This is a genomic window from Streptomyces rubradiris, from assembly GCF_016860525.1.
Taxonomy (GTDB): Bacteria; Actinomycetota; Actinomycetes; order Streptomycetales; family Streptomycetaceae; genus Streptomyces; species Streptomyces rubradiris.
Genome location: NZ_BNEA01000015.1, coordinates 3,384,793 through 3,408,992, shown reverse-complemented (window position 1 = coordinate 3,408,992; position 24,200 = coordinate 3,384,793). Strand labels below are relative to the sequence as shown.

Here is a 24,200-nt window from a genome sequence, read left to right as displayed (position 1 = left end):
CCTTTGCGCTGCCTGTTAGCTGTCCCCTGCCCGTCACCAGGGGTCTGCCCTCACTTGAGCACAGTCGACCGAAACTCCCTGACCTGGGGTTTCCGTCCCTGTGTACAGGAGAGGGACCGGTACGCGCGTAGTGAGTCCGAGCCCTCGGAAGGACCCCCTCTTGGCCGCCTCGCGCACTGCCTCGACCGCGAATACGAACAACGGCGCCAGCACCGCCCCGCTGCGCATCTCCTTTGCAAAGATCAAGGAGCCCCTCGAGGTTCCGAACCTGCTCGCGCTGCAGACCGAGAGCTTTGACTGGCTGCTCGGCAACACCGCCTGGCAGACTCGGGTCGAGGAGGCTCTGGAGAACGGTCAGGACGTCCCCACCAAGTCCGGTCTGGAGGAGATCTTCGAGGAGATCTCCCCGATCGAGGACTTCTCCGGGTCGATGTCGCTGACGTTCCGGGACCACCGCTTCGAGCCGCCGAAGAACTCGATCGACGAGTGCAAGGAGCGCGACTTCACGTACGCCGCCCCGCTCTTCGTCACCGCCGAGTTCACCAACAACGAGACCGGTGAGATCAAGTCCCAGACCGTCTTCATGGGCGACTTCCCGCTCATGACGAACAAGGGCACTTTCGTCATCAACGGCACCGAGCGTGTCGTGGTGTCGCAGCTGGTCCGTTCCCCCGGTGTCTACTTCGACTCCAGCATCGACAAGACGTCCGACAAGGACATCTTCTCCGCCAAGATCATCCCGTCCCGGGGTGCCTGGCTGGAGATGGAGATCGACAAGCGCGACATGGTCGGTGTCCGCATCGACCGCAAGCGCAAGCAGTCGGTCACCGTGCTGCTGAAGGCGCTCGGCTGGACCACCGAGCAGATCCTTGAGGAGTTCGGCGACTACGAGTCGATGCGCGCCACCCTGGAGAAGGACCACACCCAGGGCCAGGACGACGCGCTGCTCGACATCTACCGCAAGCTGCGCCCGGGCGAGCCCCCCACGCGCGAGGCCGCGCAGACGCTGCTGGAGAACCTCTACTTCAACCCCAAGCGCTACGACCTCGCCAAGGTCGGCCGCTACAAGGTCAACAAGAAGCTGGGTACGGACACCCCGCTGGACGCGGGCATCCTGACCGTCGAGGACATCATCTCGACGATCAAGTACCTGGTGAAGCTGCACGCCGGCGAGACCGAGACCACCGGTGACAACGGCGAGACGGTCGTCGTCGAGACGGACGACATCGACCACTTCGGCAACCGCCGCCTGCGCAGCGTCGGCGAGCTGATCCAGAACCAGGTCCGCACGGGTCTGGCCCGTATGGAGCGCGTCGTGCGCGAGCGCATGACGACCCAGGACGTCGAGGCGATCACGCCGCAGACCCTGATCAACATCCGGCCGGTCGTCGCCTCCATCAAGGAGTTCTTCGGCACCAGCCAGCTGTCGCAGTTCATGGACCAGAACAACCCCCTGTCTGGTCTGACGCACAAGCGCCGTCTGTCGGCGCTCGGCCCCGGTGGTCTGTCCCGTGAGCGGGCCGGCTTCGAGGTCCGTGACGTGCACCCCTCGCACTACGGCCGCATGTGCCCGATCGAGACGCCCGAAGGCCCGAACATCGGTCTGATCGGCTCGCTCGCCTCCTACGGCCGGGTCAACGCGTTCGGTTTCGTCGAGACCCCGTACCGCAAGGTCATCGACGGCCAGGTCACCGACGAGGTCGACTACCTGACCGCCGACGAGGAGGACCGCTTCGTCATCGCGCAGGCCAACGCGCCGCTGACCAGCGACCTCCGCTTCGAGGAGAACCGCGTCCTGGTCCGCCGCCGTGGCGGCGAGGTCGACTACGTCGGCCCCGAGGACGTGGACTACATGGACGTCTCGCCGCGCCAGATGGTGTCGGTCGCGACCGCCATGATCCCGTTCCTCGAGCACGACGACGCCAACCGTGCCCTCATGGGCGCGAACATGATGCGCCAGGCCGTTCCGCTGATTAAGTCGGAGGCCCCGCTCGTCGGTACCGGCATGGAGTACCGCTCCGCCGTCGACGCCGGCGACGTCGTCAAGGCCGAGAAGGCCGGTGTGGTCCAGGAGGTCTCCGCGGACTACATCACCACCGCCAACGACGACGGCACGTACATCACGTACCGCCTGGCCAAGTTCGCCCGCTCCAACCAGGGCACCTCGGTCAACCAGAAGGTCATCGTCAACGAGGGCGACCGCGTCATCGAGGGCCAGGTCCTCGCCGACGGCCCGGCCACCCAGAACGGCGAGATGGCCCTCGGCAAGAACCTGCTCGTGGCGTTCATGCCGTGGGAGGGTCACAACTACGAGGACGCGATCATCCTGTCGCAGCGCCTCGTGCAGGACGACGTCCTCTCCTCGATCCACATCGAGGAGCACGAGGTCGACGCCCGTGACACCAAGCTCGGCCCCGAGGAGATCACCCGGGACATCCCGAACGTCTCCGAGGAGGTCCTCGCCGACCTCGACGAGCGCGGCATCATCCGCATCGGTGCCGAGGTCATCGCCGGTGACATCCTCGTCGGCAAGGTCACCCCGAAGGGTGAGACCGAGCTGACGCCCGAGGAGCGCCTGCTGCGCGCGATCTTCGGTGAGAAGGCCCGTGAGGTCCGTGACACCTCGCTGAAGGTGCCGCACGGCGAGACCGGCAAGGTCATCGGCGTGCGCGTCTTCGACCGCGAGGAGGGCGACGAGCTGCCGCCGGGCGTGAACCAGCTGGTCCGCGTCTACGTGGCGCAGAAGCGCAAGATCACCGACGGTGACAAGCTCGCCGGCCGCCACGGCAACAAGGGTGTCATCTCCAAGATCCTGCCGATCGAGGACATGCCGTTCCTGGAGGACGGCACCCCGGTCGACATCATCCTCAACCCGCTGGGTGTGCCGTCCCGAATGAACCCGGGACAGGTCCTGGAGATCCACCTCGGCTGGCTCGCCAGCCGCGGCTGGGACGTCTCCGGCCTCGCCGACGAGTGGGCGCAGCGCCTGCAGGCCATCGGTGCCGACAAGGTCGCCCCGCGCACCAACGTCGCCACCCCGGTCTTCGACGGTGCCCGCGAGGACGAGCTGGCGGGTCTGCTGCAGCACACCATCCCGAACCGCGACGGCGAGCGCATGGTGCTCCCGTCCGGCAAGGCGCGGCTGTTCGACGGCCGTAGCGGTGAGCCGTTCCCGGACCCGATCTCGGTCGGCTACATGTACATCCTGAAGCTGCACCACCTGGTCGACGACAAGCTGCACGCCCGTTCGACCGGCCCGTACTCGATGATCACCCAGCAGCCGCTGGGTGGTAAGGCCCAGTTCGGTGGCCAGCGGTTCGGTGAGATGGAGGTGTGGGCACTCGAGGCCTACGGCGCCGCTTACGCGCTGCAGGAGCTGCTGACCATCAAGTCCGACGACGTCACCGGCCGCGTGAAGGTCTACGAGGCCATCGTCAAGGGCGAGAACATCCCCGAGCCCGGCATCCCCGAGTCCTTCAAGGTGCTCATCAAGGAGATGCAGTCGCTCTGCCTGAACGTGGAGGTGCTGTCCAGCGACGGTATGTCCATCGAGATGCGCGACACCGACGAGGACGTCTTCCGCGCTGCGGAGGAGCTCGGTATCGACCTGTCCCGGCGCGAGCCGAGCAGCGTCGAAGAGGTCTGACGGGAGCCGGCGGGGCCCCTGACCGACCAGGGGCCCCGCCGACCCCCAGGCCCCCGTACAGACCACAGACTTACGACCCTGAGAGGGATTGACGCATAGTGCTCGACGTCAACTTCTTCGACGAGCTCCGGATCGGCCTGGCCACCGCTGACGACATCCGTCAGTGGAGCCACGGCGAGGTCAAGAAGCCCGAGACCATCAACTACCGCACCCTCAAGCCCGAGAAGGACGGACTCTTCTGCGAGAAGATCTTCGGTCCGACCCGGGACTGGGAGTGCTACTGCGGCAAGTACAAGCGCGTCCGCTTCAAGGGCATCATCTGCGAGCGCTGTGGCGTCGAGGTCACGCGCGCCAAGGTGCGCCGTGAGCGGATGGGCCACATCGAGCTGGCCGCCCCCGTCACCCACATCTGGTACTTCAAGGGTGTCCCCTCGCGCCTCGGCTACCTGCTGGACCTGGCGCCGAAGGACCTCGAGAAGGTCATCTACTTCGCGGCGTACATGATCACGTACGTCGACGAGGAGCGCCGTCAGCGCGACCTGCCCTCCCTGGAGGCGCACGTCTCGGTCGAGCGTCAGCAGATCGAGAACCGCCGCGACGCCGACCTGGAGGCCCGCGCCAAGAAGCTCGAGACCGACCTGGCCGAGCTGGAGGCCGAGGGCGCCAAGGCCGACGTGCGCCGCAAGGTGCGCGAGGGCGCCGAGCGCGAGATGAAGCAGCTGCGCGACCGCGCGCAGCGCGAGATCGACCGCCTCGACGAGGTGTGGAACCGGTTCAAGAACCTCAAGGTCCAGGACCTTGAGGGCGACGAGCTGCTCTACCGCGAGCTGCGCGACCGCTTCGGCACCTACTTCGACGGCTCGATGGGCGCCGCCGCGCTGCAGAAGCGCCTGGAGTCCTTCGACCTCGACGAGGAGGCCGAGAAGCTCCGCGAGATCATCCGCACCGGCAAGGGCCAGAAGAAGACCCGCGCCCTGAAGCGGCTGAAGGTCGTCTCCGCGTTCCTGCAGACCTCCAACAGCCCCAAGGGCATGGTCCTGGACTGCGTCCCGGTCATCCCGCCGGACCTGCGTCCGATGGTGCAGCTGGACGGTGGCCGCTTCGCGACCTCCGACCTGAACGACCTGTACCGCCGTGTGATCAACCGCAACAACCGCCTGAAGCGGCTTCTCGACCTCGGCGCGCCCGAGATCATCGTGAACAACGAGAAGCGCATGCTCCAGGAGGCCGTCGACGCGCTCTTCGACAACGGCCGTCGTGGCCGCCCGGTCACGGGCCCCGGCAACCGTCCGCTGAAGTCCCTCAGCGACATGCTGAAGGGCAAGCAGGGTCGTTTCCGGCAGAACCTGCTCGGTAAGCGTGTCGACTACTCGGCGCGTTCCGTCATCGTCGTCGGCCCGCAGCTGAAGCTGCACCAGTGCGGTCTGCCCAAGGCGATGGCGCTGGAGCTGTTCAAGCCGTTCGTGATGAAGCGCCTGGTCGACCTGAACCACGCGCAGAACATCAAGAGCGCCAAGCGCATGGTGGAGCGCGGCCGCACGGTCGTGTACGACGTCCTCGAAGAGGTCATCGCCGAGCACCCGGTGCTGCTGAACCGTGCTCCCACCCTGCACCGCCTCGGCATCCAGGCCTTCGAGCCGCAGCTGGTCGAGGGCAAGGCCATCCAGATCCACCCGCTCGTGTGCACCGCGTTCAACGCGGACTTCGACGGTGACCAGATGGCCGTGCACCTGCCGCTGTCCGCGGAGGCGCAGGCCGAGGCCCGCATCCTGATGCTGTCCTCGAACAACATCCTCAAGCCGGCCGACGGCCGTCCGGTGACGATGCCGACCCAGGACATGGTCCTCGGTCTGTTCTTCCTCACCACCGACGGCGAGATGCGGGACGTCAAGGGCGAGGGCCGCTCGTTCGCGTCCGTGGCCGAGGCGATCATGGCGTTCGACGCCGGCGAGCTGTCGCTGCAGTCGCGCGTGGACATCCGCTTCCCGGTGGGCACCATCCCGCCGCGCGGCTGGACCCCGCCGGCGCGCGAGGAGGGCGAGCCGGAGTGGCAGCAGGGTGACAGCTTCCGGCTGAACACCACGCTGGGCCGCGCGCTCTTCAACGAGCTGCTGCCCGAGGACTACCCGTTCGTCGACTACGAGGTGGGCAAGAAGCAGCTCTCCGAGATCGTCAACGACCTCGCCGAGCGCTACCCGAAGGTCATCGTGGCGGCGACGCTCGACAACCTGAAGGCGGCCGGCTTCTACTGGGCGACCCGTTCCGGTGTCACCGTGGCCATCTCCGACGTCGTCGTTCCCGAGGCGAAGAAGGAGATCGTCAAGGGCTACGAGGCGCAGGACGAGAAGGTCCAGAAGCAGTACGAGCGCGGTCTGATCACCAAGGACGAGCGCACGCAGGAGCTCATCGCGATCTGGACCAAGGCGACCAACGAGGTCGCCGAGGCGATGAACGACAACTTCCCGAAGACCAACCCGATCTTCATGATGGTGAACTCGGGTGCACGAGGCAACATGATGCAGATGCGTCAGATCGCCGGTATGCGTGGTCTGGTGTCGAACGCGAAGAACGAGACGATCCCGCGTCCGATCAAGGCGTCGTTCCGTGAGGGCCTGTCCGTGCTGGAGTACTTCATCTCCACGCACGGTGCCCGTAAGGGTCTGGCGGACACCGCTCTGCGTACCGCCGACTCGGGTTACCTCACCCGTCGTCTGGTCGACGTCTCGCAGGACGTCATCATCCGCGAGGAGGACTGCGGCACCGAGCGCGGTCTGCGCCTGATGATCGCCGAGCGCGGCGCCGACGGCGTGCTGCGCAAGGCGGAGAACGTCGAGACGTCCGTGTACGCGCGCTGCCTCGCCGAGGACATCGTGGTCGACGGTCAGGTGCTGGCCCCGGCCGGCACCGACCTGGGTGACGTCCTCATCGAGGAACTGGTCTCCCGTGGTGTCGAGGAGGTCAAGACCCGTTCGGTCCTGACCTGCGAGTCCGCCGTCGGTACCTGCGCGATGTGCTACGGCCGTTCGCTCGCCACCGGCAAGCTGGTCGACATCGGTGAGGCGGTCGGCATCATCGCCGCCCAGTCCATCGGTGAGCCCGGTACCCAGCTGACGATGCGTACCTTCCACACCGGTGGTGTGGCCGGTGACGACATCACCCAGGGTCTGCCGCGTGTCGTCGAGCTCTTCGAGGCCCGTACCCCGAAGGGTGTCGCCCCGATCTCCGAGGCGTCCGGTCGCGTCCGCATCGAGGAGACCGAGAAGACCAAGAAGATCGTCGTCACCCCGGACGACGGCAGCGACGAGACGGCGTACCCGATCTCGAAGCGTGCCAAGGTCCTGGTCCGCGAGGGCGACCACGTCGAGGTGGGCCAGCAGCTCACCGTGGGTGCCACCAACCCGCACGACGTGCTGCGCATCCTGGGCCAGCGTGCCGTCCAGGTCCACCTGGTCGGCGAGGTCCAGAAGGTCTACAACTCGCAGGGTGTGTCGATCCACGACAAGCACATCGAGATCATCATCCGGCAGATGCTGCGCCGCGTGACGATCATCGAGTCCGGCGACGCCGAGCTGCTGCCCGGCGAGCTGGTCGAGCGCTCCCGCTTCGAGCAGGAGAACCGTCGTGTGGTCCAGGAGGGCGGTCACCCGGCCTCCGGTCGTCCGCAGCTGATGGGTATCACCAAGGCCTCGCTGGCGACGGAATCCTGGCTGTCGGCCGCCTCCTTCCAGGAGACGACCCGAGTCCTGACGGACGCGGCGATCAACGCCAAGTCCGACAGCCTCATCGGCCTCAAGGAGAACGTCATCATCGGTAAGCTCATCCCGGCCGGTACGGGTCTGTCCCGCTACCGCAACATCCGGGTCGAGCCGACCGAGGAGGCCAAGGCCGCGATGTACTCGGCCGTCGGCTACGACGACATCGACTACTCGCCGTTCGGCACCGGCTCCGGCCAGGCCGTCCCGCTGGAGGACTACGACTACGGTCCGTACAACCAGTAAGCGAGCAGCCTGAAGGGCGGCCACTCCGTTGGGGGTGGCCGCCCTTCGGCGTGTCCGGGCCTGCTCAGTGCCCTTGCGGAGCGAGGTACGGCTGGAGGTGGTGCAGCCGGGTGTGGTAGTCCGGGTGCGAGGTGAGCAGTTTGGCGAGCGGGCTCCGTGCGACCGGGACACCGCCGTTGCGGAGGGTGAGGGCGGCCTGGACCTGCTGCTCCTCCTGGTGCATCTTCTCCAGCACCGCCGCCAGCATGGAGGCGAAGCCGAGGGCCGCGGCGTGCTGGTCGGCGCGCAGCTCGGCCCGTCGGCCGACGGCGGCGAGCGCGTAGGGCACGCCGAGGATCAGCAGCGGCAGGCCGTACAGGGAGCTGATCGTGACGTACGCGAGGCCCATGACCGCCATGCCGAAGAAGGCGATCCCGAAGCAGGAGAAGGCGCGCGAGACCTTGTACATCACGGTGGTCACGCCCCGCAGCAGCCGCCAGGCGAGCCGGCCCGGCAGCGCGTACCAGTAGCCGAGCAGCCCGGCCCAGGCGTGGCCACCGACGTGGTGGCCGAGTTCGTGGGCCATGACGGCGGCGAGTTCGCCGTTGGGCAGCCGGTCCATGGCGAACCGGGTGACGCCCACGATGTGCCCGGCCGCCGCGACCGCGTTCAGGTGGTCGCTGTCCTCGACCCACAGCTCGTAGGTACGGCCGTCGACCCCGGCCCGGGCCGTGACCTCCCGCCAGACCGGTTCGAGTTTGGCTCGTTCTTGTGGAGTGGGGTAGCGCAGCCGAAGCACATGGCGCGCGAGGGCGCTTTCGGTGGGCCGGTGGAAGATGAGTGCGCCGCTGGCGAGCCAGAGCAGGATCACCAGGAAGCCGAGGCCGCCGAGGAAGAGCGAGAGCAGGCCGACGACGAAGAGGCTGCCCAGGAAGTTCGGCAGGTGCAGCAGCAGGCTGCCGACGGCCGTGGCGTCGGTGCGGCGCTGCTGGGCGGCGAGGTGGATGCGGCCGTGATCGGTGCTGATGTGGTGCGGATGCCGCGGATCGTGCGGATCGCCGGCGCCCGGCGGCAGAGGCGGCATCGGCGGCAGCGGCGGAACGTTCGGCGGCGCCGGGGCGGATACGGGCGGCGCGGATACGGGCGAGGCCGGCGCTGCGTAGGGCGCGGCCTGCGGGTGCTGCGGAGGCGTCGGGTACGCCGGGGACTGCGGATACGACGGCCGGCCCGGGGCCGGCCGGGCCGGGGGCCGGACGGGTGGAGCGGGCGGCGGCTGCTGCGGGTAGCGGGGTGGCTCGGGATACTCCGGTGCGGCGGGCGGGTGGGTCATGCTGGTTCCTTCGATGGGTGGGGACGGTGGCCGGTCGGTCAGCCGATCAGCAGGGACGCGGGCACCAGGACCGTGCCGGCGCAGAACGCGATCAGGCCGGAGCGGATCCACTGGTGCTTGCGGGCGGCGATCGCGCTGTTCGCGGCCAGCGAGGCGAGCAGACCGGCGGCGGGGTCGCGGACGGTGTCGTCGAGCGCCGCCTCCAGCCGGCCGGTGCGGGCGGCCTGCCGGATGTCGCCGAAGTACGACAGCGGCTGTCCCGGCGCCCAGGTCACCGGGCGGTAGCGCGGCAGCACGGCGAGCAGCAGGGAGAACAGCGAGAGCACCAAGCAGACGGTCCCGGCCCACCACAGGAGGGCCCCGGCGGCGGAGAGCCGGTCCGGTGCCCAGTTCCGCCCGGCCAGCAGGCCGCTGAGCAGCCCGGCGGTCATCCCGAGCGCCGCGACCAGCACGGAAGCCTTGCTGTCGGCCCGGGCTATCTCGGTGCGCAGATCGGTGAGCAGCCGCTCGCACAACCGCAGCCGGTCGAGGGCCCGGTCGGCGGAGCCGTCCGGGGGGCCGGTCACCGTCATCCGCCGGCACCGTCCTCGTCGTCCGGGGTGCCGGCGGCCGGCGGGTGCACGGGCGGCGGCGGTACGGCCGGGGGAGCGGCCGGCGGCTGCGCGGGCGCCGTCGGCACCGAGCCGTACCCGGGCGGCGGCTGCCAGCCGGCCGGCTGGGCCGGAGGAGCCGCCGGCATGGGCGGCGGGTAGAAGCCGCCCGGCTGCGTGTGCTGCATCGGCTGAGTCGGGTACGGCGAGTGGGGTGCCGGTGCCTGAGGTGCCGTTGCCGCCGCCGGCACTCCGGTGAACGGCTGCGCGGCCGCGTACGGAGACGGCGATGGCGCGTACGGGGCCGGCGGCGGCGCGTACGGCGGGGTGTACGAGGCCGGGGGAGGGGCGTAGGGCGCCTCAAGGCCGGGCCGCTGCCCACCGGGCGGAGTCCCGTCCTCGGTGACCGCTTCCGCGTCGTCGCCCCCGCTGTCCGGTGCGAGCTGTTCCGCGCCGCCCTCGGTGATCTCGCCCGGCGCCGGTGCGCTCCGCGGGTCAGGGCCCGGCGGGATCAGCGGTGGGTTCTGGGCCACGCCGGGCAGCCGCTGGTTGAGGATGTCGGTGACCGTGCGCAGGGCCAGCTGCTTGGGGCCCTCCAGCTCGAACTTCTCCGCGTTGTCCCCGGCCAGCAGCTCCTTCACCAGCTCCATCTGCGCCTGGATCATGCGCAGTTGGTCATCGCGCATGGCGGTCATGACCAGCCCGGTGTCCTCGGGGTGTTCGGCGAGGTGCAGCGCCCAGGCCTGTACTCCGCCTTGCTGGAGGTGCCACTGGTAGAAGGCCACCTTCTGGGCCTCGTACTGCTGCATCGCCAGGGCGTGCTGGGTCTGCTGCACGGCGAGCTGGTGCTGCCAGTGCTGCTGCTGGAGGGCGAGTTCCTGGTGCCGGTGGCCGTAGGCCATGGCCCGTTCGATCTGCAGCCGGTCCTGTTCCCGGGCCCGGCGGTCCAGCTCGGTGTCGATCTCCGCCCCCCGCTGGGCCACCCGGATCTGTTCCGCGGCGGAGTGGTCGATCGCCTGGAGCCGCCGCTGGTGCTCGATGTCGGCCTGGTCCCGCCGCAGCCGCAGCGTCCAGGTGACCTGGAGGCCCGCGTCCGAACCCAGTGTGCCGAGCGGGGCGAGGGCGGTCAGCAGCTCCCGTTCGGCCGACGCGCTGTCGGTGATCGGGAACCGCCGGGACACCGGCCGGGCCGCCTGCTGGAGCATGCCGACGAGCAGTCCGGGCACGTCCCGGTGGCCGCTGCGCACGAATCCGGCGGGGTCGAGCACCTGCCAGGAGAAGTCGACCTCGGCGGTGAACTCGAACGCGTCGTTGTCACTGGGCAGGGTGAACGTGCCGGTGAAGGGGTGCACGCCCATGTCCACCTCGTACACGGCCGTGTAGCGGTGGGCGACGATCTCGCTCCGGGTCGGGCGGTGCGGCGGCAGGTACGCGTCGTAGCCGCCCTTAGGGGTGGCGAACACCAGCGCGTGGTCGATCCGGACGATGTGCTTGAGCGAGAACTCGAAGCGGGACAGCTGCCGCACGGTGAGCACCGGGTCGGACAGCCGGGTGTGCCGGTCCGCCGGCTGCTGCCACTCGGGCGGGCGGGTGAAGCTGGACATGGGCGGGTCTCCTCGGGACGTGCTCGGGACGTGCGCGCGCACGGGCCGTCAGCGGGGCGGAAGCGTGGTCAGCAGTCGGGCCGCCACCTGTGGGGGCGGTGCGCCGTCCCGGCCGGGCATCGTGCGCAGCAGGTGGCTCAGGCGCTGGTACTCGGTGGGCGTGGTGACGAGCTGCGGCAGCAGGGCGGCCAGCGCCCACTCGGTGCCGGGCGACCGGTCGGCGATCAGCACCCAGTCGCTCAGGGCGTCGAGCGCGGGCCGGGTGGTGTGCCGGTCCGCGAGCGCCCTGCGCCACAGGAAGGCGAGGCCGCCGGCGGCCGCACCGCCCGCCGTGGCCGCGTCGGCGTACCAGGCGAGGACGGTCGGCCGGCCGGCCGGGTCGCCGTCCTCCTCCTGGTGGTCACAGGCGTTGACGAAGGCGTTCAGCGTGAGCGCGTTCACCGCGGGGTCGTCGTCGAGGTGCGTCAGCAGCTCCTTGAGGACCTGGTCGTGCGCGGGGGAGAGCAGCAGCAGCGCCACCGCGTCGGACAGCTCGCCCACCATCTCCAGGTCGAACTCGTCGGGTTCGGCGAGGTCGGCGTACAGGCTGCGGGCGGCCTCGCGCAGCGCGGCGAGCGCCTGGCCGGGCAGCTCCGGGCCGATCAGGGCGTACGCCCGCGCGGCCACCCAGCGCAGGGCACGGTCGTCACCGCTGGACCAGCCGTCCAGGATGCGCGGGATGTTGGGCGTGCCGACGAGGTGGGCGAGGGTGAGGGAGTTGACCGCGACCAGCCGGTGCCGGAACAGGCGTGAGGTGGCCCACGGCCCGATGACCAGGGCCATCGCGGAGGGCAGGTCGGTGCGGGCGAGGACGGCGACGGTGGCGGCGGCGCGGGTGCGCACCAGCGGGCGGCCGTCGTCGGCGAGCCGGCGCAGCCACTCGATGAGCGCGGGCCGGGCCGACGGGTGGCCCGTCCACACCAGGCGCAGCAGCACCAGGGGGACCCGCTCGTCGAGGAACTTCGCCTTGAACTGGGTCACCGGCCCCCACTCGGTGTGCTCGTCGTCCTCGTAGCCCTCCGCGCGGGCCAGCTGGAGGCGTTTTTCGATGTGGGTGCCGAAGACGGGGACCTCGGCCGGCCGGCCCGGGTGCTGGGTGTCGAGCAGGAAGCGGTAGAGCAGGTCGCTGAGTTCGGCGGTCAGGGCGTAGGGCCCGCCGTCGAACGCCGCGAGGGCGACGAGGAACGCCTTGTCGCGCAGGTGGAGCGTGCTCTCGTCCTCCTCGAACCACTCCTGGACCTGGTTCTCCAGCGAGATCCGGGAGAACGCCGTGATCTGCTCCTCGGCCACCTCCCCGGCGGCGTACCGGGCCAGCAGCCGGGCGAAGGCGGCGGTCTCGCGCAGCCGGTGGCCGCGGGCCAGGAAGTCGGTGACCGCGGGGAGGCGGAGCAGGCCGGTGGCGGTGTCCGGGTCCACGTGGGTGCGCAGGTGGGCCGCGAGCACCTCCGCCCCGGCCGGCGGCTGCCAGGGGACGGCCGTGACGTCCTCGAGTACGGCGGTGTGGCCCACGGTGATGACCAGGTACGCGTCCTGCTCCGCGAGCCGGTCGCGGGCGGCCAGCAGGTGGGGTTCGCGCAGCGGGTTCCCGCGCCGGGTGGCCAGGTCGCCCAGTACATAGCCGCGCGCCTGCCGCTCCCCGGTGCCGCGGCCGGTGCCGGTGAGCCGGTCAGCGAGGGAGCCGGGCGCGGTGTCCCGGTCGAGGACGTGCACGGGGACGGCGCCGAGCCGGTGCAGCAGTACCAGCGCGGCCGTGCGGCGGCCGGAGAAGCGGGTGCCGGACAGCACCAGGACGCGGTCGCGGCGCAGCCGGTCCAGCAGTTCCCCGACGGTCTCCTCGGCGGCGGTGAACGAGGCGTCCAGCCGCTCCAGCCGCTGCGGCGGCACCTCGCCGGAGACGGTGGCCGACCCGGTCAGGCCGGCGAAGCCCCAGTGGATCTCCGTCTTGCCGCCCAGGAAGACATCGCCGGTGATCTGGTTGCCGGCCAGGTTGTTCTGGTCGCCGTGGACCGTGCCGCCGCCGAACCGGGTCCGGGCGCCGATGTTCATGGTGCGGGGACTGTGGTCGACGAGGTCGCGCCGGGCCGCCCAGACGTCCTGCGGCTGGTCGCGCTCCTCGGCCTCCTCGCCGGTACCGGCGGCCTTGGGCTGCTCCGCTTGTGCCTCGGGGGCCGGCGCGTCCGGGGCCGGGCCGGGCGGGGAGCCGGGGCGTTCGGCCTGGGGTTCGCTCACGCCTCCTCACCCCGTTCCCGGCGCCGCCCGCCGCCCAGGTGGATGTCGCCGGTGATCTGGTTGCCGGTGAGGTTGTTCTGGTCGCCGTGCACCGTGCCGCCGCCGATCGTGACGGGACCGCGGAAGCAGGGGCCCGGTGCCATGACCCCCCAGCGCCCCTCCGGCGCCGCCGGGGTCGCGGTGGCGGGGCCCGGCGCGGGGAGCGGCGCCGGGCGGTCCCCCGATCCGCCCGGCGCCTTCCCCTCCCCCGTGTCACCGTGGTCCGCGCCGGTGCCCAGGGCGGGGCCGGACGCCTCGTCCGCCGCCGTGCCGGGCACCGGTCCGTACAGCCAGGCCGTGAGCGGGCCGTTCTTGCTCGCCACCGACACCCGGTGGAAGCCGTCGGCCGGGACGCCCGGGTGGTCGTGCCGTACGACTCCGGCGTACAGGGCGTCCGAGACGCACAGCGCGAAGTCGTCGGAGCGCTCGCGCAGGGCGTCGCGCAGCACCTCGGCGTCCAGCAGCCGGCAGGCGTGGTTCAGGTCGGAGCCGACCCAGCCGGCGTGCTTGTCGATGGCGACGAAGCCGTTTGCGACCACCCCGCGCAGCCGGATCTGTGCCGAGCTGGACGCCATGCGGTTGACCGCCCGCAGCTCGGCCGGGACCTCGGTGAGCAGGGCCCGCAGCAGGGCGGTGACGGAGGCGTTGGCGTCGATCAGCTCCATGACCGAGTCGCCGCGGTCGGCCCGTAGCCGCAGTGTCTCGTCGATGCCGGCGCTGTGCAGCGCGCGGTCGGTGATGTCGTAGAGCATGCGGCGCAGATAGGCCTGTTCGACGTCGTCCCGGTGGCTGAACCTCTCGATGTCCAGCAGCAGGATCGTGCGGTTCACGGGGTCGGTCATGGCGGCCTTTCGCAAGGGGTGGTGTGCTGGGCAGCAGCGTGCTGTTCGGCGGGGCGCGGTGGTGAGGGCGGATGACGCACACCGACTGTGACCGTGTGCACAGAACGGCTTCCGGGGCGCGTGGGGCAGGGCGGCGCGGGGCTGTCCACCGGGGCTCGGGCGGGCCAGGGCAGGCGTTTCCGGCCCTGGGCACGGGGCCGGGCGCGAGACGGGGTCCGGGCGGGCCGGGGCGGCGGATACGCGAGCCTCGGGGCTCAGTCGTCCCTTGGAACCGCGTGGGACGCCGGGTAGGGGAGCGCCGCGGTGATGCGGCGCAGGATGTCCGGGCGGCGGATGAGGAGCGCGCGGCGGCCGGTGACCACCACCTCCTTGTCGCGCAGTTCCTTCAGCAGCCGCTGCACCATCTCCCGGGAGGCGCCGACGGAGCCGGCGAGTTCCTGCTTGCTGAGCGGCACGGCCAGTTCGATGCCGTCCGGGACGCGCTGGCCGTGGGTGCGGGCGAGGTCGAGGAGCAGGACGGCGAGCCGTTCCCGCACGTTCATCGACGCGAACTCCAGCCGCCGCCGGTCGGCCGCCCGGGTACGGTCCGTGGTGAGTCCCAGCAGGGCGAAGGAGGCGGCGGGGGAGTCGCCGAGGAAGTCCCGGAACCGCTCCCGTTCGACGGCCACCGCGCGGACCCGCTCCAGGGCGGTGACCGTCGCGGAGCGCGGCCGTCCGGTCAGCGCGGCCGACTCGCCGATGATGTCGCCGGGTCCGCGCAGCGCGAGCAGCGCCTCGTAGCCGTTGGCGGCGGACGCGGTGACCTTGGTCCAGCCGTCGACCAGGAACAGCACGTGGGAGGACGGTTCGTGCTGGTGGAGCAGGATCGTGCGGGGAGCGAAGGTGAGCGTCATGCCGAGGTCGAGCAGTGCCGAGCGGTCCTCGCTCTCCAGTCTGGCCAGGAACGGAACCCGGTCTTCCAGACCGCCGTCGTCCGGCGAGTACGCCGGCGTCCTTGTTGTCATGCCCATCCCCCGGGAGTCAGCGGACGCATCAACGTACTGAACACGCAAGATCGCCGAGTCGCGAAGAGTACGTTTCGGCCACTCGCGAGCCACCGGACAACCCGGACGAAAGTCAAGGAAGGAGGTGGAGAGTCCGGCGTGTCGTAGAGCACTTCATTTGTTTTGACCGAAGTCCGTGAGGTAGGTACGCTCAGACCTTGTGCCTGGGGTGTGCCCTGGCTCCTGTGCGTGCCTCCAAACCGTGCGGCGAGTCACGAGCGGCCACCGTAATTCGCGCCTTTTTCGCCTTGCGGCGGGAGTCCGGCGGATTCGACACACCCGACCGCGTGGGTCGGCGACGTTCCAGGTTAGCTGTACCCATCGGCACACAGAAACCGGAGAAGTAGTGCCTACGATCCAGCAGCTGGTCCGCAAGGGCCGGCAGGACAAGGTCGAAAAGAACAAGACGCCCGCACTCGAGGGTTCCCCCCAGCGTCGCGGCGTCTGCACGCGTGTGTTCACGACCACCCCGAAGAAGCCGAACTCGGCCCTCCGCAAGGTCGCGCGTGTGCGTCTGACCAGCGGCATCGAGGTCACCGCTTACATTCCGGGTGAGGGACACAACCTGCAGGAGCACTCCATCGTGCTCGTGCGCGGCGGCCGTGTGAAGGACCTGCCGGGTGTTCGCTACAAGATCATCCGCGGTTCGCTCGACACCCAGGGTGTCAAGAACCGCAAGCAGGCTCGCAGCCGTTACGGCGCCAAGAAGGAGAAGTAAGAATGCCTCGTAAGGGCCCCGCCCCGAAGCGCCCGGTCATCATCGACCCGGTCTACGGCTCTCCTCTGGTGACCTCCCTGATCAACAAGGTGCTGCTGAACGGCAAGCGCTCCACCGCCGAGCGCATCGTCTACGGCGCCATGGAGGGCCTGCGCGAGAAGACCGGCAACGACCCGGTCATCACGCTCAAGCGCGCTCTTGAGAACATCAAGCCGACCCTCGAGGTCAAGTCCCGCCGTGTCGGTGGCGCCACCTACCAGGTGCCGGTCGAGGTCAAGCCCGGCCGCGCCAACACCCTGGCGCTGCGCTGGCTGGTCGGTTACTCCCGCGCCCGTCGCGAGAAGACCATGACCGAGCGTCTCCTCAACGAGCTTCTCGATGCCTCCAACGGCCTCGGTGCGGCCGTGAAGAAGCGCGAGGACACCCACAAGATGGCCGAGTCCAACAAGGCCTTCGCGCACTACCGCTGGTAGTCGCTACCCACATCGAGACCGAGAGAAGACTGAAGCCTTATGGCTACCACTTCACTTGACCTGGCCAGGGTCCGCAACATCGGGATCATGGCCCACATCGACGCGGGCAAGACGACCACCACCGAGCGGATCCTGTTCTACACCGGTGTGTCTTACAAGATCGGTGAGGTCCACGACGGCGCTGCCACCATGGACTGGATGGAGCAGGAGCAGGAGCGTGGCATCACGATCACCTCTGCTGCCACCACCTGCCACTGGCCGCTGGAGAACGTCGACCACACCATCAACATCATCGACACCCCGGGTCACGTCGACTTCACCGTCGAGGTGGAGCGCTCCCTGCGCGTGCTCGACGGTGCCGTGACGGTGTTCGACGGTGTCGCCGGCGTTGAGCCGCAGTCCGAGACCGTGTGGCGTCAGGCGGACCGCTACGGCGTTCCGCGCATCTGCTTCGTCAACAAGCTCGACCGCACCGGTGCCGAGTTCCACCGCTGTGTCGACATGATCTCCGACCGTCTGGGCGCGCAGCCGCTGGTCATGCAGCTGCCGATCGGTGCCGAGGCGGACTTCAAGGGTGTCGTCGACCTGGTGACGATGAAGGCGTTCGTCTGGTCCGCCGAGGCGACCAAGGGCGAGATGTACGACATCGTCGACATCCCGGACACCCACACCGAGGCTGCCGAGGAGTGGCGCGGCAAGCTGCTCGAGGCCGTGGCCGAGAACGACGAAGAGATCATGGAGCTGTACCTGGAGGGCGAGGAGCCTTCCGTGGAGCAGCTGTACGCCGCGATCCGTCGCATCACCATCGCCTCCGGCAAGGGCACCGGCACCACGGTGACCCCGGTGTTCTGCGGTACCGCGTTCAAGAACAAGGGCGTCCAGCCCCTGCTCGACGCGGTCGTGCGCTACCTGCCGTCCCCGGTTGACATCGAGGCCATCGAGGGCCACGCGGTCAACAACCCGGAGGAGGTCGTCAAGCGCAAGCCGTCCGACGACGAGCCGCTGTCGGCGCTGGCGTTCAAGATCATGAGCGACCCGCACCTCGGCAAGCTCACCTTCGTCCGCGTGTACTCCGGCCGCCTGGAGTCCGGCACCGCCGTGCTGAACTCCGTCAAGGGCCGCAAGGAGCGCATCGGCAAGATCTACCGCATGCACGCGAACAAGCGTGAGGAGATCGAGTCGGTGGGCGCCGGTGACATCGTCGCCGTCATGGGCCTGAAGCAGACCACCACCGGTGAGACGCTCTGCGACGAGAAGAACCCGGTGATCCTGGAGTCCATGGACTTCCCGGCGCCGGTCATCGAGGTCGCGATCGAGCCGAAGTCGAAGGGTGACCAGGAGAAGCTGGGTGTCGCTATCCAGCGTCTCGCGGAGGAGGACCCCTCCTTCCAGGTGCACACCAACGAGGAGACCGGCCAGACCGTCATCGGCGGTATGGGCGAGCTCCACCTTGAGGTCCTCGTCGACCGCATGCGTCGCGAGTTCAAGGTCGAGGCCAACGTCGGCAAGCCGCAGGTGGCCTACCGCGAGACGATCCGCAAGGCCGTCGAGCGCGTCGACTACACCCACAAGAAGCAGACCGGTGGTACCGGTCAGTTCGCGAAGGTGCAGATCGGCATCGAGCCGCTCGAGGGTGGCGACACCTCGTACGAGTTCGTGAACAAGGTGACCGGTGGCCGTATCCCGAAGGAGTACATCCCTTCGGTGGACGCCGGCTGCCAGGAGGCCATGCAGTTCGGCATCCTCGCCGGCTACGAGATGACCGGTGTCCGTGTCATCCTCCACGACGGCGCCTACCACGAGGTCGACTCCTCCGAGCTCGCCTTCAAGATCGCCGGTTCGCAGGCCTTCAAGGAGGCCGCGCGCAAGGCCAGCCCCGTGCTGCTCGAGCCGATGATGGCCGTCGAGGTCACCACGCCCGAGGACTACATGGGCGAGGTCATCGGCGACATCAACTCCCGCCGTGGCCAGATCCAGGCCATGGAGGAGCGGGCTGGTGCCCGCGTCGTGAAGGGCCTCGTGCCCCTGTCGGAGATGTTCGGCTACGTCGGCGACCTCCGCAGCAAGACGTCGGGTCGCGCAAGCTACTCGATGCAGTTCGACTCCTACGCCGAGGTTCCGCGGAACGTCGCCGAGGAGATCATCGCGAAGGCCAAGGGCGAGTAACGCACCGCGTAAACACGCCGTAGGCTTGACTCCGGAGCCTCCAAGGGCAAACGTCCGCAATCGCGAGCGTTTGCCCCGGGTTCCGGGCCTTTACAGCAAAGATCACCTGGCGCCGATGAAGTAAGGCGTACAGAACCACTCCACAGGAGGACCCCAGTGGCGAAGGCGAAGTTCGAGCGGACTAAGCCGCACGTCAACATCGGCACCATCGGTCACATCGACCACGGTAAGACGACCCTCACGGCCGCCATTACCAAGGTGCTGCACGACGCGTACCCGGACCTGAACGAGGCCACCCCGTTCGACAACATCGACAAGGCGCCCGAGGAGCGTCAGCGCGGTATCACCATCTCCATCGCGCACGTCGAGTACCAGACCGAGGCGCGTCACTACGCCCACGTCGACTGCCCGGGTCACGCGGACTACATCAAGAACATGATCACGGGTGCGGCGCAGATGGACGGCGCCATCCTCGTGGTCGCCGCCACCGACGGCCCGATGCCGCAGACCAAGGAGCACGTGCTCCTGGCCCGCCAGGTCGGCGTTCCGTACATCGTCGTCGCCCTGAACAAGGCCGACATGGTGGACGACGAGGAGATCCTGGAGCTCGTCGAGCTCGAGGTCCGTGAGCTCCTCTCCGAGTACGAGTTCCCCGGCGACGACGTTCCGGTCGTCAAGGTCTCCGCGCTCAAGGCCCTTGAGGGCGAGCAGCAGTGGGTGGACTCCGTCCTCAACCTGATGAAGGCCGTCGACGAGTCGATCCCGCAGCCGGAGCGCGACGTCGACAAGCCGTTCCTCATGCCGATCGAGGACGTCTTCACCATCACCGGTCGCGGTACGGTCGTCACCGGCCGTATCGAGCGTGGTGTCCTCAAGGTCAACGAGAACGTCGACATCATCGGCATCAAGCCGGAGAAGACCTCCACCACGGTCACCGGCATCGAGATGTTCCGCAAGCTGCTCGACGAGGGCCAGGCCGGTGAGAACGTCGGTCTGCTCCTCCGTGGCATCAAGCGCGAGGACGTCGAGCGCGGCCAGGTCATCATCAAGCCGGGCTCGGTCACCCCGCACACCGAGTTCGAGGCGCAGGCCTACATCCTGTCCAAGGACGAGGGTGGCCGCCACACGCCGTTCTTCAACAACTACCGTCCGCAGTTCTACTTCCGCACGACGGACGTGACCGGCGTGGTGACCCTCCCCGAGGGCACCGAGATGGTCATGCCGGGTGACAACACCGAGATGAAGGTGGAGCTCATCCAGCCCGTCGCCATGGAAGAGGGCCTGAAGTTCGCCATCCGTGAGGGTGGCCGCACCGTGGGCGCCGGCCAGGTCACCAAGATCGTCAAGTAAGTTCCGCTTGCTTGAGGGTCAGCACCTGACCTAAGGGGAGGCCCGTACGACTCCGGTCGTACGGGCCTCTTCTGCTTTTCCGCCCGCCGGCCCGTCAGCCCGCCGGCTTTTCCGCCCGCTCGAAACTATTCGGTGCGTCCGACCCGTTCCCCGACGCCGTAGCCTCGCCCACTATTTGTCATGCCGCTGAGCAAATAGGGAGCGTGTGGGGAAGTGGAGGAGTGCCGTATGTCGTCTGCGCACGTCAGCCGTAGGACGGTCCTGGGCGGGACGGTTCTGGGCGCCGGGCTGGCCGCGGTGTCGGGGCCGGTGGCGGGGGCCGCGTCCGGGGCGGAGTCCGGGTCCGTGTCCGGGGCCGGGGCCGGGTCCGGGGGAGGGCTGCGGGTGACGGACCCGGGGTCGTACATCTCGTTCACCGGCGGGGTGTTCTCCCTGGTGGGCGCGCCGGTGGTGGTCAGCCAGGAGGATCACCCCGGAGTCGTACGGGTCGCAGGGGATCTGCGGGACGACCTCGCGCGGGTGACGGGGGTCCGTCCGGGTTCGACGATCGGCCGCTTCCCGGTGCTGGTCGGCACGATCGGCCGCAGCCCGCTGATCGACGGCCTGATCCGGTCCGGCAAGCTCGACGTGACCGGCGTGCGCGGCAAGTGGGAGACCTCGCTCCAGACCGTCGTGGACCACCCGATGCCGGGCGTGGAGCGGGCGTTCGTCATCGCGGGCAGCGATCCGCGGGGCACGATCTTCGGGGCGTACGACGTCTCGTACGGCATCGGGGTCTCGCCCTGGCACTGGTGGGACGACGTGCCGCCGACACGCCGGAGCCAGGTGTGGGTGAAGCCGGGCCGTTTCACCCAGGGGACCCCGGTGGTGAAGTACCGGGGCGTCTTCATCAACGACGAGAACCCGGCGCTCGGCACCTGGGCCCCGGCCTACTTCGGCCCCGGGAAGGCGCCCGGGTACCCCGGAGGCTTCACCGCCGACTTCTACGCGAAGGTCTTCGAGGTCCTGCTGCGCCTGAAGGGCAACTACCTGTGGCCGGCGGTCTGGGGCAGGGCGTTCGCCGAGGACGACCCGGAGAACCATCGCAGGGCCGCCCAGTACGGGATCGTCATGGGTACCTCCCACGAGGCGCCGATGATGCGCGGCATCGAGGAGTGGAACCGGCACGCGGGCTCGGGGTCCGACCCCTACGGGGGCACGGGCGAGTGGTCGTACCGCCGCAACGCGGAGGCGATCCGCGCGTACTGGCGCGCGGGCATCCAGCGCATGGTCGACGAGGGGTTCGAGGGGGTCGTCACCCTCGGCATGCGCGGCAACGGCGACACCAGCCTGCCCGACGGCGACGGCATCGAACTGATGCAGCAGATCATCGCCGACCAGCGGAAGATCATCGAGGAGGTGACCGGAAGACCGGCCGCCGAGACCCCCCAGGTCTGGACCCTCTACAAGGAGGTGCAGCGCTACTGGGACCGGGGCCTGCGCGCCCCCGACGACGTCACCGTGGTCCTCACGGACGACAACTGGGGCAACATCCGCAAGCACCCGGACGGCCCGCGCACCGGCGGCTACGGCCTGTACTACCACTTCGACTATGTCGGCGACGGCCGCAACTACAAGTGGGTCGACACCGCGAACCTCCGCAACGTCTGGGACCAGCTCCACCAGGCGCACGCCTACGGCAACCACGGCCTGTGGGTGGTCAACGTCGGCGACCTGAAGGGCAACGAACTGCCCACGGAGTTCTTCCTCAATTACGCCTGGGACCCGGACCGCCTGCCCCTGGAACGCCTCGGCGCGTGGGAGGAACGTTACGCCCGGCAGAACTTCGGCGAGGCGCAGGCGAAGGAGATCGCGGCGCTGCTCGCGGAGTACGGCCGGCTCCAGGCCCGCCGCAAACCGGAGCTGCTGAACCGCCGGATCACCCTCTCGGGCGACCGCATCGTCTACGACGACCAGCAGACCCCGTACTACTTCGCGCACCGGGAGCTGGAGCGGGTCACCGAGGAGTGGCGCGAGCTGGGCCGCCGCGCCGAACGGGTGGAGCGCCGGCTGCCGGAGCGGCTGCGGGACGCGTGGTTCGAGCTGGCCGGCTACGAGGTGACGGCGACCGCGAACCTGTACGAGCTGCGGCAGGCGGAGTTCACCAACCTGCTCTACGCGGCGCAGGGCCGGGCCGCGACGAACGACCGGGCGGCCCAGGCGGAGGCGGGCCTCGACCGGGACTTCGCCCTCGCCGACCGCTTCAACTCCCGTGTGGCGAATGGCAAATGGCAGGGCTTCCAGACCCAGCCGCACATCGACTACGGCGATGTGGAGCGCTACGGCCCCAACGCGGGCTGGCAGCAGCCGGAGAAGGACAACGTGGCCATACCCGACGTGCTCTTCCCGGCGGTGCGGCGCATCGAGGTGCCGGAGGCGGCGGAGCTGGGCGTGTCGGTGGACGGCGCGGAGGACAAGGGCGAGTGGTGGCCCGGAGGCGCGTCGGGGGAGGCGGCTCTGCCGCCGTTCAGCCCGTACCAGACCCGCCCCCGCCAGTACGTGGAGATCTTCAACCGGGGCCGTACTCCCTTCCCCTACGAGGTGTCGGTCTCGGCGCCCTGGCTGCGGGTGGACCGGCCGCGCGGCCGGGTGGACAAGCAGGTCCGCCTGGAGGTGGAGGTCGACTGGTCCCGGGCCCCCAAGGGGCGCGCGGAGGCGACCCTGACGGTGCGGGGCGCGGGAGCGTCGGTCCCGGTCCGCTGCGTGGCGGAGCGCCCGTCGGGCGTGCGGCCGCGGGGCTTCGTGGAGGCCGGCGGCTACGTGGCGATCGACGCCGGGCACTATGACCGTGCGGTCGGCCAGTGGCGCCGCATCGACGGCATCGGCCGCACGAGTGCGGGCATGACACCGTGGCCGGTGACGTCCCCGAGCCGCACTCCGGGTGGCGCCTCCCCCCGCCTGGAGTACGAGGTGACGCTGCTGTCCGCCCCCGGTGAGGTGACGGTGTGGGCGTACCTGTCCCCCGGCAACCCGGCGCTGCCCGGGGTCTCGGGCCTGCGCTACGGCGTCTCCCTGGACGACGGCCCGATCCGCACGGTGGACATCACCGAGGGCGCGGACGACGGCGCGCTGAACACGGTGTGGGCCCGCAACACGTCGGACAACATCAACCGCACGGCCACCCGCCACACGGTGACCTCACCGGGCGTCCACCGCCTGAAGTTCTGGATGGTCGACCCGACGGTGGTGGTCCAGCGCCTGCTGATCGACACGGGCGGCCTGCCGGAGCTGTACCTGGGGCCGCTGGAGAGCCGGCGGTTGTGACGACCGCGTAGAGCTGCGTCGGATCCTCCCGGGGTACGACACGGTCCGTCCCCGGGAGACCGGCTCCCCGAACCCTTGGGGGAGTCCCCCTCTCCTTACTCCTGCCCGATGCCGTGCGGTATCCCGGCCAGGGGCCCGGCGCCCAGCGGCACGTCCTCCCGGCGCTCCAGCAGCCCCGAAATGGACACTTCCAGGATCTGGCGGACGACGCCGGCGAAGTCGACGTGCATGGCCGCCACCACCGGATCGTCCGGGTACTCCGCCGTCAGGGCCTGTGACGGCTGGATGTAGGGCCAGGCCGCACTGGCCGCCAGCGAGATGAAGCCCGTCAGCCGGAAGGCGTCCTCCGGGCCGAGTTCGGGAAGGCAGCGGCGGGCCAGCCCGGCCAGGGCGCGGAAGCTGCGCAGCGTCGCGTACTTGTGCTCGATGGCCACCTGGGCCGAGACGTTGCGTTCCAGCACGGCGGCCTGGGCGCTGATGAGGTCGCACAGTACCGGTCGCTCGGCCAGGGTCTCGGCCAGCACCCGGGCGAGCCGGTCTCCGCGCTCGCGGGGCGTTCCCTGGACGGGGGTGAGCGCTTCCTCCAGCTCGGTGAGCCAGTCCCGCAGCTCGGCGTCCAGCAGCTGGAGCAGGATCGCCTCGCGTGATTCGAAGTACCGCAGCACGTTCGCCTTGGCCAGGCCCACACGCCGGCTCAGCTCGTTCAGGCTCAGCTGCGCGACCGGCATCTCGGTCAGCATCCCGGCCGTCACCTCGAGGATGTGCCGCCGTCTCTGGGCGCGCTGTTCGTCGCTGCGGGCGCGTTGGAAGTCCACGGGAGCAGCGTACAGACCACCGGTCCGTTGATAAGT

The 24,200-nt window shown here is 69.6% G+C and carries 14 protein-coding genes; 7 read left to right on the top strand and 7 right to left on the bottom strand.

What is annotated here, in order from left to right:
• Positions 1-160: 160 nt before the first annotated feature.
• Together rpoB and Srubr_RS28175 are read left to right on the top strand one after the other, a co-directional pair.
• Positions 161-3,646 carry a DNA-directed RNA polymerase subunit beta gene (rpoB, locus tag Srubr_RS28180; protein WP_189994183.1) on the top strand — a complete coding sequence of 1,162 codons (3,486 nt, stop codon included), beginning with the start codon at positions 161-163 and terminating at the stop codon, positions 3,644-3,646.
• 98 nt (positions 3,647-3,744) lie between these two features.
• Positions 3,745-7,644 (top strand): DNA-directed RNA polymerase subunit beta', encoded by a 3,900-nt coding sequence (locus Srubr_RS28175; protein ID WP_189994181.1) that lies wholly within the window; start codon positions 3,745-3,747, stop codon positions 7,642-7,644.
• 64 nt (positions 7,645-7,708) lie between these two features.
• Here Srubr_RS28175 and Srubr_RS28170 read toward each other — a convergent pair whose 3' ends face one another.
• The 6 genes from Srubr_RS28170 to Srubr_RS28145 form a co-directional block, all read right to left on the bottom strand.
• Positions 7,709-8,707: a M48 family metalloprotease gene (locus Srubr_RS28170; RefSeq protein WP_229926636.1), complete on the bottom strand. Its 999-nt coding sequence runs from the start codon at positions 8,705-8,707 to the stop codon at positions 7,709-7,711.
• 284 nt (positions 8,708-8,991) lie between these two features.
• Positions 8,992-9,525: a Pycsar system effector family protein gene (locus tag Srubr_RS28165; protein WP_229926635.1), complete on the bottom strand. Its 534-nt coding sequence runs from the start codon at positions 9,523-9,525 to the stop codon at positions 8,992-8,994.
• Complete coding sequence (locus Srubr_RS28160; protein WP_189994172.1) at positions 9,522-11,147, bottom strand: hypothetical protein; 1,626 nt, start codon at positions 11,145-11,147, stop codon at positions 9,522-9,524. The genes Srubr_RS28165 and Srubr_RS28160 overlap by 4 nt, the downstream gene beginning before the upstream one ends.
• Positions 11,148-11,195: 48 nt before the next feature.
• Entirely contained in the window at positions 11,196-13,415 is a 2,220-nt protein-coding gene (locus Srubr_RS28155; protein ID WP_189994170.1) for a hypothetical protein, read from the bottom strand.
• The gene (locus Srubr_RS28150; RefSeq protein ID WP_189994168.1) at positions 13,412-14,296 is read right to left on the bottom strand and encodes a hypothetical protein; all 885 of its coding nucleotides are present in this window, start codon (positions 14,294-14,296) and stop codon (positions 13,412-13,414) included. Before Srubr_RS28150 ends, Srubr_RS28155 begins: the two co-directional genes overlap by 4 nt.
• A 254-nt stretch (positions 14,297-14,550) precedes the next feature.
• On the bottom strand, positions 14,551-15,300 hold the full coding sequence (locus Srubr_RS28145) for a Crp/Fnr family transcriptional regulator (RefSeq protein ID WP_189994166.1): 750 nt from the start codon (positions 15,298-15,300) through the stop codon (positions 14,551-14,553).
• Between the two features lie 385 nt (positions 15,301-15,685).
• Here Srubr_RS28145 and rpsL point away from each other — a divergent pair, with 385 nt between their 5' ends.
• From rpsL to Srubr_RS28120, 5 genes are all read left to right on the top strand, one after another.
• Positions 15,686-16,057 (top strand): 30S ribosomal protein S12, encoded by a 372-nt coding sequence (gene rpsL, locus Srubr_RS28140; RefSeq protein WP_003948652.1) that lies wholly within the window; start codon positions 15,686-15,688, stop codon positions 16,055-16,057.
• A gap of 2 nt (positions 16,058-16,059) precedes the next feature.
• Complete coding sequence (gene rpsG, locus Srubr_RS28135) at positions 16,060-16,530, top strand: 30S ribosomal protein S7 (protein WP_003998848.1); 471 nt, start codon at positions 16,060-16,062, stop codon at positions 16,528-16,530.
• Between the two features lie 39 nt (positions 16,531-16,569).
• Entirely contained in the window at positions 16,570-18,696 is a 2,127-nt protein-coding gene (gene fusA / locus Srubr_RS28130; protein ID WP_189994165.1) for an elongation factor G, read from the top strand.
• Positions 18,697-18,852: 156 nt separating this feature from the next.
• On the top strand, positions 18,853-20,046 hold the full coding sequence (tuf, locus tag Srubr_RS28125) for an elongation factor Tu (RefSeq protein WP_189994162.1): 1,194 nt from the start codon (positions 18,853-18,855) through the stop codon (positions 20,044-20,046).
• Between the two features lie 228 nt (positions 20,047-20,274).
• A complete protein-coding gene (locus Srubr_RS28120; RefSeq protein WP_189994160.1) occupies positions 20,275-23,349 on the top strand; it encodes a glycosyl hydrolase 115 family protein in 3,075 nt (1,024 codons plus the stop codon).
• Between the two features lie 95 nt (positions 23,350-23,444).
• On the opposite strand, the gene Srubr_RS28115 is transcribed toward Srubr_RS28120, so the two are convergent.
• Positions 23,445-24,164 (bottom strand): TetR/AcrR family transcriptional regulator, encoded by a 720-nt coding sequence (locus Srubr_RS28115; protein ID WP_229926634.1) that lies wholly within the window; start codon positions 24,162-24,164, stop codon positions 23,445-23,447.
• Between the last annotated feature and the right edge of the window lie 36 nt (positions 24,165-24,200).

Excerpts from the sequence above, each read along its gene's own strand:
- rpsG (WP_003998848.1), top strand. The coding sequence starts at position 16,060 with ATGCCTCGTAAGGGCCCCGCCCCGAAGCGCCCGGTCATCATCGACCCG.
- Srubr_RS28165 (WP_229926635.1), bottom strand. The coding sequence starts at position 9,525 with ATGACGGTGACCGGCCCCCCGGACGGCTCCGCCGACCGGGCCCTCGAC.
- fusA (WP_189994165.1), top strand. The coding sequence starts at position 16,570 with ATGGCTACCACTTCACTTGACCTGGCCAGGGTCCGCAACATCGGGATC.
- Srubr_RS28160 (WP_189994172.1), bottom strand. The coding sequence starts at position 11,147 with ATGTCCAGCTTCACCCGCCCGCCCGAGTGGCAGCAGCCGGCGGACCGG.
- Srubr_RS28120 (WP_189994160.1), top strand. The coding sequence starts at position 20,275 with ATGTCGTCTGCGCACGTCAGCCGTAGGACGGTCCTGGGCGGGACGGTT.
- Srubr_RS28150 (WP_189994168.1), bottom strand. The coding sequence starts at position 14,296 with ATGACCGACCCCGTGAACCGCACGATCCTGCTGCTGGACATCGAGAGG.
- Srubr_RS28145 (WP_189994166.1), bottom strand. The coding sequence starts at position 15,300 with ATGACAACAAGGACGCCGGCGTACTCGCCGGACGACGGCGGTCTGGAA.
- Srubr_RS28170 (WP_229926636.1), bottom strand. The coding sequence starts at position 8,707 with ATGCCGCCTCTGCCGCCGGGCGCCGGCGATCCGCACGATCCGCGGCAT.